The organism is Acutalibacter sp. LFL-21 (assembly GCF_025630755.1).
GTDB lineage: Bacteria > Bacillota > Clostridia > Oscillospirales > Acutalibacteraceae > Acutalibacter > Acutalibacter stercoravium.
This window is the reverse complement of sequence record NZ_JAOTNT010000005.1, coordinates 87,609-102,744: the sequence shown is the minus strand read 5'-3', so window position 1 is coordinate 102,744 and position 15,136 is coordinate 87,609. Positions and strand designations below refer to the sequence as shown.

The 15,136-nt window shown below is 60.9% G+C and carries 13 protein-coding genes and 1 tRNA gene; 12 read left to right on the top strand and 2 right to left on the bottom strand.

Going from position 1 to position 15,136, the window contains the following annotated elements:
• Positions 1-133: 133 nt before the first annotated feature.
• The 7 genes from ODJ80_RS07570 (at position 134) to ODJ80_RS07540 (ending at position 8,205) form a co-directional block, all read left to right on the top strand.
• Entirely contained in the window at positions 134-1,117 is a 984-nt protein-coding gene (locus ODJ80_RS07570) for a glycosyltransferase family 2 protein (protein ID WP_263041602.1), read from the top strand.
• Positions 1,118-1,128: 11 nt separating this feature from the next.
• Positions 1,129-2,403 (top strand): oligosaccharide flippase family protein, encoded by a 1,275-nt coding sequence (locus tag ODJ80_RS07565; protein ID WP_178865113.1) that lies wholly within the window; start codon positions 1,129-1,131, stop codon positions 2,401-2,403.
• Positions 2,404-2,513: 110 nt separating this feature from the next.
• Positions 2,514-3,104, top strand: coding sequence for a DUF4364 family protein (locus ODJ80_RS07560; protein ID WP_263041601.1), 591 nt, complete (start codon positions 2,514-2,516; stop codon positions 3,102-3,104).
• 52 nt (positions 3,105-3,156) lie between these two features.
• A complete protein-coding gene (locus ODJ80_RS07555) occupies positions 3,157-4,767 on the top strand; it encodes a hypothetical protein (RefSeq protein WP_263041600.1) in 1,611 nt (536 codons plus the stop codon).
• Positions 4,768-4,859: 92 nt separating this feature from the next.
• Entirely contained in the window at positions 4,860-7,046 is a 2,187-nt protein-coding gene (locus tag ODJ80_RS07550) for an alpha-galactosidase (RefSeq protein WP_263041599.1), read from the top strand.
• A gap of 67 nt (positions 7,047-7,113) precedes the next feature.
• A tRNA-Lys gene (locus tag ODJ80_RS07545) sits at positions 7,114-7,189 on the top strand.
• 98 nt (positions 7,190-7,287) lie between these two features.
• Positions 7,288-8,205, top strand: a complete 918-nt coding sequence (locus ODJ80_RS07540; protein WP_263041598.1) for an S-layer homology domain-containing protein — start codon at positions 7,288-7,290, stop codon at positions 8,203-8,205.
• 51 nt (positions 8,206-8,256) lie between these two features.
• On the opposite strand, the gene ODJ80_RS07535 is transcribed toward ODJ80_RS07540, so the two are convergent.
• On the bottom strand, positions 8,257-9,510 hold the full coding sequence (locus tag ODJ80_RS07535) for an AI-2E family transporter (RefSeq protein WP_263041597.1): 1,254 nt from the start codon (positions 9,508-9,510) through the stop codon (positions 8,257-8,259).
• A gap of 70 nt (positions 9,511-9,580) precedes the next feature.
• The gene (locus ODJ80_RS07530) at positions 9,581-9,973 is read right to left on the bottom strand and encodes a hypothetical protein (RefSeq protein WP_263041596.1); all 393 of its coding nucleotides are present in this window, start codon (positions 9,971-9,973) and stop codon (positions 9,581-9,583) included.
• A gap of 251 nt (positions 9,974-10,224) precedes the next feature.
• On the opposite strand from ODJ80_RS07530, the gene rbr reads away from it, so the two are divergent.
• The 5 genes from rbr (at position 10,225) to ODJ80_RS07505 (ending at position 14,967) form a co-directional block, all read left to right on the top strand.
• Positions 10,225-10,764: a rubrerythrin gene (gene rbr, locus ODJ80_RS07525; protein WP_263041595.1), complete on the top strand. Its 540-nt coding sequence runs from the start codon at positions 10,225-10,227 to the stop codon at positions 10,762-10,764.
• A gap of 164 nt (positions 10,765-10,928) precedes the next feature.
• Positions 10,929-11,534: a hypothetical protein gene (locus tag ODJ80_RS07520; RefSeq protein WP_263041594.1), complete on the top strand. Its 606-nt coding sequence runs from the start codon at positions 10,929-10,931 to the stop codon at positions 11,532-11,534.
• A 119-nt stretch (positions 11,535-11,653) separates the two neighbouring features.
• Positions 11,654-12,847: a DNA polymerase IV gene (gene dinB / locus ODJ80_RS07515; RefSeq protein WP_263041593.1), complete on the top strand. Its 1,194-nt coding sequence runs from the start codon at positions 11,654-11,656 to the stop codon at positions 12,845-12,847.
• A 42-nt stretch (positions 12,848-12,889) separates the two neighbouring features.
• The gene (locus ODJ80_RS07510; RefSeq protein ID WP_263041592.1) at positions 12,890-14,221 is read left to right on the top strand and encodes a putative DNA modification/repair radical SAM protein; all 1,332 of its coding nucleotides are present in this window, start codon (positions 12,890-12,892) and stop codon (positions 14,219-14,221) included.
• Positions 14,200-14,967: a TIGR03915 family putative DNA repair protein gene (locus tag ODJ80_RS07505; RefSeq protein ID WP_263041591.1), complete on the top strand. Its 768-nt coding sequence runs from the start codon at positions 14,200-14,202 to the stop codon at positions 14,965-14,967. Before ODJ80_RS07510 ends, ODJ80_RS07505 begins: the two co-directional genes overlap by 22 nt.
• The last annotated feature ends 169 nt before the right edge of the window (positions 14,968-15,136 follow it).

Genomic DNA, 15,136 nt, shown 5'->3' with positions numbered 1-15,136 from the left:
TACTTTGCATATCTTGTCAAGCAAGCCTTGCAATTCCCTTCAAATTTGCAAAACCCCCGGGAAATGTGTATAATAAGGTTTTAAGCTGGAATTTCTTGAACGGTGAAATACATGGGAAAGCAAGGTGTTTCGATTGCCAAAAGCAACCGTGGTCGTACCGGTTTACAACGTGGAGAATTACCTAATAAAATGCGTGGACTCCATTCTGGCCCAGACAGAGCCGGATTTTGAGCTGCTGCTGGTGGACGACGGCTCCACCGACGGCAGCGGCGGGCTGTGCGACAAGCTGTCGGAAAGGGATGGGCGCGTCCGGGTCATCCACCAGGAAAACCAGGGCCTGGGCGGCGCCCGGAACACGGGCATCCAGGCCGCCGTAGGAGACTGGCTCCTGCTGGTGGACAGCGACGACTGGATTGAGCCCCAGACCTTGGAAAAGGCCCTGGAGGCCGGCCTGCGGGAAGAAGCTGACCTGGTGGTGTTCGGCTACCGTTCGGTGGACGAGGCAGGCCGCACTCTCCAGACCTTCCTGGAAGAGGCGCCCAAGGACCGGGCCCTCTCCCTGGAACAGCAGCCAGACCTGCTGCTCGCCTCTCCTTCCGCCTGCATCCGCCTGTACCGCCGGGAGTTGCTGGCGCGCACGGGAATCCTTTTCCCGCCCCGGGTGTGGTATGAGGACATGCGCACCACGCCCAAGCTGCTGGCCCAGTCCAAGCAAGTGGTGTTTTTGGACTTTGTAGGCTACAACTACTTTCAGCGCACGGGCTCCATCACCAAGAACCAGAATGCCGAGAGGAACCGGGAAATTTTAGACGCCTTTGAGGACCTGCTCTCTTGGTTCCGGGCCCAGGGCTTGCTGGAGCGCTACCGGCAGGAGCTGTGCTACCTGGCGGTGTACCACGCTTTCCTAACCGCCTCGGTGCGGGTGCTGCTCATCGACCGGAAACACCCCCTGCTCCGGGAGTTCCGGGAGTCCCTGGAGCGCTGGTTTCCGGACTGGCGCCAGTGCCCCTACCTCTCCCGCCTAAGCCGCAGCCACAGGCTGCTCCTCTCCCTGCTGGAAAAGCGCTGCTATGGGCTGATCGCCCTGCTGTTTGCCGTCAAAAGCCGGCTGGGCTGAAAGGAGACCCTATGAACCTGAAACTGAAATGGAACAGGCCCCGCCGGGGCGGGCTTTTGGAAAACACGGTGATGCTCTACATCCTGCAGTTCTCCAACATGGCCTTGGGGCTTTTGACCCAGGGCTATCAGATGCGGGTGCTGGGCCTGGACAATGTGGGCGTGCTCAGCGCGGCCCAATACGCCACCAACTTTTTCCAAATCCTCATTGACTTCGGCTTCATCTACTCCGCCACCGCCAAGGTCTCCCGGTTCCGGGAGGATAAAAATGTGCTCAACAAGGTGCTCACTTGCGTCATCCTGGCCAAGGCCATGTTTATGGCGGTGTCGTTCCTAATCCTGTTCGCTTTCATCGCCCCCACCCTGCCGGACATGAGCCAGGTGCTGGTGTACGCTTTCTACCTGATCTCCGTGTGCACCTACGCCCTGCTGCCGGACTTTATGTACCGGGGGCTGGAGCAGATGTCCACCATCACCATCCGGGCGGTGGCCATCAAATTCTTCGCCACCCTGATGATCTTCCTCTTTGTCCACCAGCCGGGGGATTACTTCCTGGTGCCCCTGTTCACAGCGGTGGGCAACCTGGGGGCCATTGTGTTTGTCTACTGGCACCTGTTCCGCAGGGTGGGCATTCACTTCTGCCGGGTCACCTGGCGCGAGATTTGGGTAGAACTGAAGGATTCCTCTCAATTCTTCCTCTCCAAGGTGGCGGCCTCCATCAACTCCAACTTAAACGGCATTCTGCTCAACTCCCTGGCGGGGCCCGCCGCCACCGGCCTGTACGCCAACGCGGACAAGGTCATCGGCGCGGCGAAAAGCGGCATGTCCCCCATTGCGGACAGCCTGTACCCCCACATGATGAAGCACAAGAATTTCAGCCTCATCAAGAAAGCCATGCTCATTGTCTACCCGGTAATCCTGCTGGGCTGCGCCGTGGTGTTTCTCTTTGCCGAGCCCCTGCTGGTATTCTGGCTGGGGGCAGAGGGCTCTCAGGTGGTGCTGCCCCTGCGGCTGCTCATCCCTGTGGCCGTGTTCTCTTTCCCCAACTATGTGCTGGGCTACCCCACCCTGGGGGCCATGGGGCTGGCCAAATACGCCAACATCGCCGTGGTGTTCGGCACAGCGGTGTACCTGCTGGGGGCGCTGCTGCTTTGGTTTACCGTGGGCATCAACCTGGTGACACTGTGCCTGCTCACCAGCGTGACGGAAGGCAGCATTCTGGCCTTCCGGCTGGTGGTCATTGTGAAAAACCGGAAGCTGATGGGCGCCAGCCGCAACCCCCAATGACCCACTGCCGGGGCGGCCGGATTTTCTGCCTGCCCGCTTAAAACCCCTTGCTATTTTTTCTAAAAATCGCTATACTGATAACAGCTATATTAGAAGAAAGGACCTCTGCCATGAAGCAGGACGCTTTCAGCGCCGGGGTGGAGCCCGGCGGCCTTTGGAACAAAAACGATATCCGCATTTTGCTCTGCTATATCCTGGCCAGCGTGAACGCCCCTCTGGCCCGCCAAGACCTGACGCGCATCATCCAGGAAAAGGGCCTGGCCAACTATTTTGAGGCGGAGGACGCCCTGGCCTCTCTGGTGGCCCAGGGCAATGTGGCCCAAGAGCCCGACGGCTGCTACACCGTCACGGCGGCGGGGCGGGAAATCGCCCACTCCCTGGACGCCACCCTGCCCCTCTCTGTGCGGGACAAAGCCCTGAAGGCAGCTTTCACCCTGCTGGCCCATGCCAAGGCCCAACGGGAGAACCGGGTGGACCTGCGGGAGACAGAACAGGGCCTTCAGGTCACCTGCCATGTGTCCGGCGGGGACACCGACCTGATGACTCTCTCCCTGTATGTGCCGGACAAGGCCCAGGCAGAGATGGTGCGGGAGTGTTTTTTCCAGGACCCGGAAGGGCTCTATCAGCTGGTGATGGCCACCCTTACAGGGGACACCGCGCTGGCAAGGGAGTATTTTCAAGAGCGGGAACACCGGTCTTAAAAGAAGCGGGGCGCTTTTGCCCCCTGGATGGAAGCCGAGGGGAGGCGCGGGCATGAAGAGGAAGGCAACTGCACGCTGGAGGGTTCACCTCACAAGGGGCTGGCTGCGGACTGGCCTTTCACTCTGCGCCCTGCTGGCTCTTCTCTCTATGCTGGCCCTTTTTACCAGCGGCGGGCCCCTGCCCGTACAGATTGCGGCTGTGCCCCAAGGCGGCGCGGTCTACCTGCTGGAAGAGTGGGAGGACCTGTGCCTGCTGGCCTATGGCGGCAGCGAGGCCGGCTCCGGCGCGGTGATGGCTCTGGATCGCCGCACCGGCCAGGCCGCTTCCCAAACCGGCTTTTCTGGCCGCCTTGTGTGGGCTGCCCTGCGGGGAGACTCTGTGTTTGCCCTGGAAGAAGGGGAAAATGGGGCTGTCCTCTCGCAGCTTTCCCTGCCTGAATTGAACCTTGTAGGTGGATGGGCCCTGCCCGCCGCTGTGGAAGAGCGCGCGCTTTTCGACTGCGACGGGGCGGGGCGTTTTTATTACACGGATGCCCAAGGCTCCCTGTGGTTTTCTGACCTGGGAGGGGAGCCGCGGCAAGTGGAGGGCTGCACTGGCGTCAGCTTTTTGGAGGCCACTCCCCAGGGCACGGCGGCCGCCTTCACGGCCTCCGAATTTTTCTGGGGCCCCTCGCAAGATCCCAGCGCCTGGAACTCCTGCCTCCTTTTCTCCTCCCCCTTCTGTCTGCTGGGGGAGGAGCATTTCCTGGACCAGTTGGGCGGCCTGTACCAATACAGCGCCGAAACCGTGGAACCGGTGGATCTGGGGTTCTTCGTAGATATGCCCTACTCCCCGCTCCACTACGCTTTGGACCGGGACGGGCAGTTCCTGTTCCCCGGCGCGGGGTATCTTTCGGTGGAGTGCGCCACCCTGGCGGGAGAAACCGTGGGCTCTGTGCCCGTAAAGGGCGAACTGCTGGCCCTGTGCGGCAGCGGCATCCTGTGGCAGGAGGAGAACGCCTATTGGTTTCTGCCAATCCAGTTCTATCAGGAACCTCCCACCCCATCGCCCGAGCCCACACCGGAGCCAACGCCTACGCCCGCTCCTTCTGAGACGCCCGCTCCCTCCCCTGACCCCTCGCTGGAGCCGGAAGACACTCCCACGCCGCCTACGCCGGAGCCCACGCCCTCCCCGGAACCCACTCCCTCTCCAGAGCCTACTCCCTCTCCAGAGCCTACTCCCTCTCCGGAACCCACGGATTCCCCGACACCCACCCCAACCCCTGCGCCCACAGAGTCCCCCTCTCCCAGCCCTCCTCCCACACCGGAGGGGATTGTGCAGGAGGACAGCTACCTTCTCATGCCCCAGGGTGTCACGGTGGACACACTGCTGGCCTACTTCGCGCCGGACGCCGTGCTGATCCAAACCCCCGAGGGGGAGGCCGTGACCTCTGGCCGGCTGGCCACCGGCATGACCGCGGGTGACTACACCTTGGTGGTTTTGGGAGACACCGATGGCAGCGGCACGGTCTCCCGGTCGGACTTGCGCCGGGCCCAGCGGCTCCTTCTAAACGGGGAATCCGTGGGCGGGGAGGACCCCTACCGCCGGGCGGCGGACCTGGATGGCGACGCCTCTCTTACCACCCTGGACCTTGTGGGACTGAGCCACCTTTTTGGGTGGTAACGGAAAGCCCGCCTGACGCTTGCGCAGCCCGGGAATCTGTGATAAGATAGACAAAAGAAACCGGAATTTTGATTTGGAAAGGGGTAAATGCCATGCCGATCACCTTTGACCAGCAGCACCATGTCTTTAAGCTGGATACCAGCGTATCCACCTACGCCTTCATGGTCTACCAGGAAAACTACCTGGTACACCTGTACTACGGCGCCAAGCTCCCGGACACCGACCTCTCCTATTTGATGTACCGGGGCAAGTTCGACTCTTTGAGCCCCTATAACCCCAAGGTGGAGGACCTGTTCTTCTCCCCGGACATTCAGCCCTTCGAGTATCCCACCAACGGCGCCGGGGATTTCCGCATCTCCGCCCTCTCTGTGCGGGGCGGCAGCGGGGACGCGGTGACGGACATCCGCTATGTCTCCCATAAAATTTACGACGGCAAACCCTCCCTGCCCGGGCTGCCCGCCACCTTCGCCCAGGAGGGACAGGCCCAGACCCTGGAAGTGGAGACCGTTGACGCTGTCACCGGTGTGAAATCCACCCTTTTGTACACCGTGTTTGAGGACTACCCCGTCATCACCCGCAGCGTGCGCCTGGAGAACGGCGGAGAGGCCCCTGTGGTGCTGGAGCGGGCGTACAGCTCCTGCGTGGAGCTGCCCACCATGGACCTGGATATGGTGCACCTGTGGGGCAAGTGGTGGAACGAGAACAACACCGAGCGCCGCGCCCTGCAGCACGGAATCACCTCCATCCAGTCCAAGCGGGGTATGACCGGCTCTAACCACAACCCCTTTGTAGCCTTTGCCCACCCCTCTACGACGGAGGAATCGGGAGAAGTGTGGGGCATGAACTTTATCTACAGCGGCAACTTCGCCATTGACACGGAAGTGGATACCCGGGGCACCACCCGGGTGCTCATGGGCATCAACCCCACGGACTTCCGCTGGCGCTTAGAGCCCGGCGAGAGCTTCCAGACCCCCGAGGCCGTGCTGGTCTATTCGGACAAGGGACTGGGTGCCATGAGCCGCACCTTCCACCACTTCTACCTGGACCACCTGTGCCGCAGCGAATGGGCCAAGAAGAAGCGCCCCCTGCTCATCAACAGCTGGGAAGCCGCGTTCTTCGACTTTGACGATGACAAGCTGGTGGCCTTTGCCCAAGAGGCCAAGAAGCTGGGCATTGAGATGCTGGTGATGGATGACGGCTGGTTCGGAACCCGCAATGACGACCTGCGGGGCCTGGGCGACTGGTATGTCAACGAAAAGAAGCTCAAGGGCGGCCTGTCCCATCTGATCGAGCGGGTCAACGCCCTGGGGCTGAAATTCGGTATCTGGTACGAGCCGGAAATGGTCAATCCCGACAGCGACCTGTACCGGGCCCACCCGGACTGGGCCATCCGCGCCAAGGGACGGGAGCACTCCATCTCCCGGTACCAGTGCGTGCTGGACATGACCCGCAAGGATGTGCGGGACAACATCTTCCAGCAGATGTACAACGTACTCTCCCAGAACAAGATCGACTACATCAAGTGGGACTGCAACCGCAATATCACCGAGGCGGCCAGCGCCACCCTGCCCCCCGAGCGGCAGGGCGAGTTCTTCCACCGGTATGTGCTGGGCGTCTACGACCTGATGGACCGCATCACCACCGCGTTCCCCCACATCCTGTTGGAGAACTGCTCCTCCGGCGGCTGCCGCTTTGACGCGGGCATGCTCTACTATGCCCCCCAGATCTGGACCAGCGACTGCACCGACCCCATCGAGCGGCTGACCATCCAGTTTGGCGCCTCCCTGTGCTACCCTGTGGCGGCGATGGGCGCCCATGTCTCTGCCAACAGCCGGGCCAGCGTAAAGACCCGGGGCGTGGTAGCCATGAGCGGCACCTTTGGCTATGAGCTGGACCCCCGCACTGAACTGACCGATGAGGAGCGGGAAGTGGTGCTGCAGCAGGTGGCTGACTACCACAAGTACTATGACCTCATCCACTTTGGCGACCTGTACCGCCTGACTGCCCCCACGGAGAACCCCTATTTGGCCGACTGGCAGTTCGTCAGCCCGGATAAAAACGAGGCCCTGTTCTGCCGGGTCATCATGCGGCGCCCCCCCAACCTGTATCAATCTGTGTGCCTGGCGGGCCTGGACCCCGACAAGATCTATGTGGACGAGGAAACCGGCAAAGCCTATTCCGGCGCCCTGCTGATGCACGGCGGCATTGATCTCTCCGCCTACGACTACGCCAACAACTACGACGGCGACAGCTTTATGAAGCATTTCGTGGTTCGATAAATTACGGTTGACAGAGCGGGATTTCCTTGCTATAATAAATAAGCTGTCCATCTTGGACAGCTTCCATGACTCATTAGCTCAGCTGGCAGAGCACCTGACTTTTAATCAGGGTGTCCGGGGTTCAAATCCCCGATGGGTCACCAAAAACAGGGCTATCCCTTTCGGGATGGCCCTGTTTTCGCGTTTTGTGCAGCGCCGCGGCACCCACCGCGGCCACTTTTTCAGAAAAGAGGAATGTACCATGAAAAAGAAATTCATTGCTTTGCTGCTCTCCGGCACGCTGCTGGTTTCCGTCGCGGTGTGGCCGGCTTCCGCCGCCAGCGTGGAGCGGTTCACCGACGTGGACTCTGGCGACTGGTTTTACGCCCATGTGGACTATGTGGCGGAAAACGGGCTTCTCAACGGCACCAGCCAAACCACCTTTGGGCCGGAGGCCTCCATGACCCGGGGCATGTTCGTCACCGTGCTGGGCAACATGACCGGCATCGACACCGGCCTGTACCCGGGCACCCGGTTTGACGACGTGCCCGCTTCTGAGTACTATGCCTCCCGCATCAACTGGGCCACGGAAAATGGCATTGTCTCCGGCCTGGGCGGCGGGAAGTTCGGCCCGGAAAACTCTGTCACCCGGGAGCAGGCGGCCACCATGCTGTACAACTACGCCAAGCGCACCGGCAACGACACCAGCTACAGCGCTTCGGTTTACAACAGCTTCCCGGACACCTCCGCCGTATCCTCCTACGCCGTGGAACCCCTGAAGTGGGCCACCTCCCAGGGCATTATAAACGGCAGCGACGGCAAATTGAATCCCCAGGGCACTGCCACCCGCGCCCAGATTGCCGCCATCCTCCACAACGCGGAGAAGGTGCTGGTCAAGACCGAGCTGCTGCCCACTCCAGAGCCCACTGCCACACCAGCGCCTACGGCTACCCCTGCTCCCACAGCGACTCCTTCTCCCACTGCCACGCCCCGGCCCACTGTGCGGCCTACGCCAACTCCTTCCACCCCTGCCTCGAATATCGTGTATTGGACGCCTTCGGGAAAAGCCTATCACCGCCCCACCTGCCCGACGATCGACAACTCCAAAAACTTGATTCGCGGAACCATTGCAGAAGCCATCGCCTCTGGCCGCAGTGCCTGTAAAGTATGCAAGCCATAAGAGAAAGCCCGGCAGATAATCTCTGCCGGGCTCTTTTCATACTCTGGTGTCTCACACATCGTCCAAGCGCTGCTGGTCAGGCGGCTGCGAAGCCTCGTCCTCCTCGGGCGGGAGAGGGAACTGGGGATCCTTGGGATCAATATTCCTCTGCCGCAGCCGGGTACGCACCGAGGTGCGCAGCAGCTGGTAGATCACCGCCGTGGCAGGTGTGCCGAAAAGGATGCCAGGGATTCCCAGCACGCCGCCCCAGAACACCACCGCGAACAGGGTCCACAGGGGGGGAAGGCCAATGGAGGAGCCCACCACGCGGGGGTAGATCATGTTGCCCTCCACCTGCTGGAGGATCAGCAGGAAGATCAGGAAAATCAGGGCGTCAATGGGGTGGACCAGCAGCAGGATGAGCACTCCCACCGCCGCGCCAATGTAAGCGCCCAAAATAGGGATCAGTGCCCCCAAAGTCACCACGGAAGAGATGAGCAGGGCATAATCCAGCTGCAAAATACTCATGCCCACATAACACAGGGAGCCCAGAATGACACACTCCAGCAGCTGGCCCCGAATAAAGTTGAAGAACATGCGGTTGGTCAGCGTGGCGATTTGGCCAATTTTCTGGGCTGTGGGCCGGGGGAGGAACGCCAGCAGCGTGGACTTGACCCCCCGCAGCAGTTTTTCCTTGCCCATCAGCATGTATACGGAGAAAATGAAACCCATCACTGCGGCAAACACCCCGGAGGCCACATTGATAGTGACCCCCACCAGGGAGGAGAGGAAGTCCCGCAGCACGGCGCTGGCGCTGGAAAGCACGTTGCTCCAGTTGAAGTTCCGCAGGAAATCCTGGATAAAGGTCAGGTCATTTTCCTGGGCAAATTCGTTCAGCCAGTTCATGGCGCTAGTGACATAGCCGGGCACCGTCTGTTGGACCGTATCGGCCAAAATCCCCATGGATTCAATCAGGCCGGGGATAATGAAGGCGATGATGGACACCAGCACCAGGGCCACCAGCAGGTAAGCCAAGGCCACCGCCAACGGGCGGCGCACCCTCTTCCACAGCTTGGATTTGACGTTTCGCAGGGGTTTGAAGGCCACATCCTCAAAGAAATGCACGAACACATTGAGGATATAGGCCAGCACAATGCCGTAAAACACCGGGGCCACCGTACCCACCACTGTGAGCACCGCCCCCCACACCTGGTCAAACCGCATTAAAACCAGCACCAGCACCGCGGCAAAGACCAGCAGGATCATACCGTTGCGCAGCACCTTTTTCTCATCCCGCAGGCTGATGCCAATATCCTTCAGGCGCATGAACACTCCTCCTTTTCCAAAAGCCCGGTTTCCCGCCGGGCCGCTTCCCCTGCCTTTTCCTTTCGGCCTTTTATGTCTTTGTCACAAAGACGTTATGGCACTTCTGGCAGGTGACCTGGATCTTCCCCCGCCCCCGGGGCGCCCGCAGGCGCTGCCGGCAGTGCGGGCAGTGAAAATACTTATAGGTTTTCCGCTCTCGAAAGCGGGTGCGCTGGAACCGAAACCACTGCTCCACCGGCCCCCACACCTTCATAAAGGCGTAGTATTCCCGCTGGCGGGCCGCATGATTCCGAGAGAACATGCGGAAGAGCACATAGAGAAAGACAACGTCGGCCACCAGGGCAATGGGCCAGAATAAAGCGCCGAAAAGGGACAATACTAAAGCTATCACCAGCAGGAACAAGCTGAATTTGTCCCCGCCATAGCGCCCATACATGAACTGCTGGAACTTTTGGAACAGCACCCAAAACACATCCTTTCAAGGGGCCGGCCCCCAGGGGGCGGCCGTTCTATTTTAGTATACCTTTGCCCCGTGCGTTTTTCAACCGCCGCCGCCCACCCTTCACGATAAATTTACATTTCAAGCATTTCAAGGCCCTGTTAAAAAATAAGAATTATTCTTAAAAATATCCTTGACATTTAGATGTAAAAGGCTTATACTAAGTTTAGAAACATCCAGGAGTTTCCAAATTTTCTTTAAGGAGGAACATGACCATGCCCGAACTGAAAGGCTCTAAGACTGAGACCAACCTGATGACCGCGTTTGCCGGGGAGTCCCAGGCCCGGAACAAGTACACCTATTACGCCAGCAAGGCCAAAAAGGACGGCTATGTGCAAATTGCCGCCCTGTTTGAGGAGACCGCCAACAACGAGAAAGAGCATGCCAAGATCTGGTTCAAGCTGCTCCACGGCGGCATTGGCGACACCATCGACAACCTGAAGGATGCCGCTGCCGGCGAGAACTACGAGTGGACCGACATGTACGCCGGTTTCGCCAAGACCGCCCGGGAAGAGGGCTTTGACCACATTGCCGACCTGTTCGAGGGCGTGGCCAAAATTGAGAAGGAGCACGAGGAGCGCTACCTCAAGCTGGTGAAGAACCTGGAGGACGGCTTGGTGTTCTCCCGGGATGGCGACGTGATCTGGCAGTGCGCCAACTGCGGCCACATCGTCATCGGCAAGAAGGCCCCCGAAGTGTGTCCCGTGTGCGCCCATCCCCAGGCCTACTTCCAGATCAAGGCCGAAAACTATTGAGTTTCCCTCAAAACGCAGAACTGTCCCCTGCCCTGCGGCAGGGGATTTTTTCTGCCTCTTTTCCCGGTCACCTCCGTTGACTTTTTGCGGGCCGGGGCGTACACTGAATCTGGGGGAGACCCCCGTGAGATTTCTATTTTTCGAGCAAGGAGTTTGAGGAAATTATGAAGAAAATGATTTATGCCATTTTGGCCGGGTTGTTGCTGTGCGCCGCCTTTGCCGGGTGCAGCGCGGCAGGAGATGACGCCACCCAGTCGGCCCTGGAAGAGCTCTCCTCCCGGCTGGACGTTCTGAGCCAGCGGGTGGACGAGCTGGAGAGCGCCCAGGCCCAGCAGCTCACCCCCGCCCCGGAGGAAGAGACCTCCGCCGTGGAGGAAGAGCCCTCCAGCACGGCCGGGGAAGAGCCCGCCGCGGCGGTGGCTGTCAACCAGGTGCTGGTGAATGAGAGCGGCATCAAGATCACCTACACCGGCATGGAGATGACGGAGGAGGGCAACGCAGAGCTGAGAATGACTGTGGAGAACAACAGCGAGCAGCCCATCCTTGTGAATGTCCAGGATTTCTCCGCCAACGGCATGATGATGAACGCCATGTTCGCCACCCAGGTGACCCCCGGCAAAAAGTCCAACGACGAACTGACCATTTACGCCAGCACCCTGGAGGAGAACGGTGTGACCGCTGTGGAGAGCGTGGAGTTCTCCCTGGTGGTGTTCAACGATGATACTTTGGATACCATTGTGGAAACAGATTTGATCGCTCTTACTGTATAAACGCACGACAAAGCAAAGCCTCCGAAAGGGGGCTTTATTTTTTTGCAAGTTCCTCTTGCAAATTTAGAACACACGTTCTATAATAAATACAAACACACGTTCGATCAGGAGGGTTCCCCGTGGAAAATGGCATCTTACATGTGGATATGAACAACTTCTACGCCTCGGTGGAGACGCTGTTCGCCCCGGAGTACCGGGACGTGCCCATGGCTGTGGCCGGGGACAAGGAGAGCCGCCACGGCATTATCCTGGCCAAAAACATGCTGGCCAAGAAAATGGGGGTGCAGACAGCGGAGCCCATCTGGCAGGCCATGCGGAAATGCCCCGGGCTTCAGCTGGTAAAGCCCCACCGGGAGCGGTACGCGGAGTATTCCCGCATGGCCCAGGAGATTTACTGCCGGTTCACAGACCTGGTGGAGCCCTTCAGCCTGGATGAATGCTGGCTGGATGTCTACGGCAGCGAGAGGCTCTTCGGGGATGGGGAGCAGATTGCCCAGCAAATCCGCCGGACCGTGAAAAAAGAGCTGGGGCTCACGGTCTCCATTGGGGTGTCCTACAACAAGGTGTTCGCCAAGCTGGGCAGCGACTACAAAAAGCCAGACGCCGTCACCGTCTTTGGTCGGGAGCAGATGGAAAGCGTCATCTGGAAGCTGCCCGCCCAGGCCCTGCTGTTTGTGGGGCCCCACACAGGGAAGACCCTGGAGAAATTCGGCATCCACACCATTGGGGACATCGCCCGCATGGAGCTGCCCGCCATGCGCCGGATGCTGGGCAGGGCCGGGGAGGCCCTGTGGACCTACGCCAACGGCCTGGACACCTCCCCTGTGGCGGCGGCAGGCGCCGCCGAACCCCCCAAGACCATCGGCAACAGCACCACCCTGCCCCACGATGTGACTTCGGAAGAGGAGGTCTGCCGCACCCTGCTGGAGCTGGCGGAGTCTGTGGCCAGCCGCCTGCGGCACCAAGGGATGAAGGCGGGAGAGGTACAGCTGACGGTGAAGAGCGGGGACTTTCAAGAGTACCAGCGCCAGTGCAGGCTGGAGCCCGCCGTGTGCGACGCCCGCTCCCTGTACCGGGCCGCCCTGGAGCTGTACCGCAAGGAGGACCGGCGCTGGTCGGTGCGGCTGCTGGGCCTGCGGGCGGGAAAGCTGGTAGAGGCCAGCGGGGCCCAGCTGAGCTTTTTTGACCGAACCGAGGGACTGGAACGGGAAGAGCGGCTGGAGACCGCCGTGGATGCCCTGCGGGAACGCTTCGGCGGGGGAAGCGTGCGCCGCGGCACCGCGCTGGAAACAAAAAACCGGGACAAGAAGTGAGGCGCGGCCCGCTTCGGATGGATGGACAAAGGCGGTATGGTCATGGACATGTTTGAAAAACTGGAAATTCTCACTGACGCGGCCAAGTACGACGTGGCCTGCACCTCCAGCGGGGTGGACCGGGCAGGCCGGCCGGGAACTTTGGGCAACGCGGTCAAGGCGGGCATCTGCCACAGTTTTGCCGCCGACGGCCGCTGCATCTCCCTTTTGAAGGTGCTTATGTCCAACGACTGCGCCTATGACTGCGCCTACTGCGTCAACCGCCGCTCGCTGGAGTGCCGCCGGGCCACCTTCTCCCCAGAGGAGCTGTGCCGCCTGACCATGGAGTTCTACCGCCGCAACTACATCGAGGGGCTGTTCCTCAGCTCGGCGGTGCTGGAAAATCCTGACAACACCTGCGAGCGGATGCTGGCGGTGCTCAAGCGCCTGCGCCAGGTGGAGCGGTTTGGCGGGTACATCCATGTAAAGGCCATCCCCGGGGCCTCTCCCCAGCTGACCTACCAGCTGGGCCTGTACGCCGACCGCATGAGCGTCAACATCGAGCTGCCCTCTCAAAAGAGCCTGAAGCTGCTGGCGCCCCAAAAGAGCAAGGAGAAAATCCTGTCCCCCATGGGACTCATCCGGGACGGCATCCAGGAAAACAGCCACGCCCTGGCAGCCTACCGCCACGCGCCCCAGTTCGTCCCAGCCGGGCAGTCCACCCAGATGATCGTTGGCGCCACCCCCGAAAGCGACCGGCAGATCCTGCGGCTGACCGAGGGGCTCTATCAAAAATTCGGGCTGAAGCGGGTGTTCTACTCCGCCTACATGCCCGTGGTCAGCGACCGGAACCTGCCCGCCCGGAACACCCCGCCTCCCCTGCTGCGGGAGCACCGGCTCTACCAGGCGGACTGGCTCCTCCGGTTCTACGGCTTCACCGCCGCGGAGATCTTAGACGAGGAGGCCCCGGACTTCGACCCCCTGCTGGACCCCAAATGCTGCTGGGCCGTGCGCCACATGGAGCTCTTCCCCCTGGAGGTGAACAGCGCCCCCTATGAAATGCTGCTGCGGGTGCCGGGCATTGGGGTAAAGAGCGCCCGGCGCATCCGGGCGGCCCGGCGGTACGCCAAGCTGGACTTTCCCGATCTGAAAAAACTGGGGGTGGTGCTGAAGCGGGCCCGGTTCTTCCTCACCTGCCGGGGAAAGAGCCTCTCCCCCCTGCCCACGGACGACCCGGCGGTCGTTGCGGGGGCCATCCGGGAGGGGTCCCCCTTTCACCGCACCCAGCTGCCGGGGAAAGCGGGCGGAGGGCTGGCCCTGGACCAGCCGGAGCAGCTCTCCCTCTTCGCCCCCACCAAGGAGGATGGTGTAAAATGCCTTACCGGACAAATTTGATCTACCACTACGACGGCTCTTACCAGGGGTTCCTGTGCTGCGTGGCCCAGTGTTTCCAGGCCAAGGAGCTGCCCGTGGACATCCGCTCCCAAGAGGACGAGCAGCAGAGCCTGTTCGGCCGCAGGGACATCCCCACCCGGCTGGACCTGGCCCAGCGGGTGGAGCGGTCCATTCCCCGGAAGATCTCCCCCCAAGCCCACCGCCTGGTGCGGGAGGGGTTCCTCACCTGCCTGCCCCAGCGGGAGATGGCCCTGCTGCGCTTTCTGCTGATGGGCTACAAATACGGCGGGCAGGTGGTCCGGCTCACCACAGAGCCCGTTGTGAACACCCTGGAAAAGGCCGCCCTTTCCCTGCGCAATGAGGCCCACCATATCCTGGGGTTTCTCCGCTTTGCCGACTGCGGGGAATTCCTGGCGGCCCGCATCACCCCCAAAAACACGGTGCTGCCCCTGGTGGCGCCCCATTTCTGCGGCCGCCTCTCCGGCGAAAACTTTATGATCTACGACGAAACCCACCAAATGGGCTTTCTCTACCGGGGCCGCGAGGGGCAGGCGGGGGAGTTCTTTCAAGCGGACCAGGTGGAACTGCCGCCGCCCAGCAGGGAAGAGCTCTGCTGGCAGAACCTGTGGAAGGTGTTTTACCGCACCATCGCCGTAGAGGGGCGGCGGAATCCCAAGCTGCGGCAAAGCCTGTGCCCCAAGCGGTTTTGGCCCGGCATGACCGAGCTGGAGGAAGAGCAGGGGTGAGAGCCGCGGCGGGAAAACCTCCAAAAATATCAGGAATCGGTTTAAAAATCCTTGACAAATTGTTCCAAGGGCGCTATACTTGCCTCAAGAATTTTGTGACACCGATATCACAAAATTGCGGCCCCGCAAAAGGCCGTGCTTCACAAGGCCCCCGGCCGCCAGCGCGTCT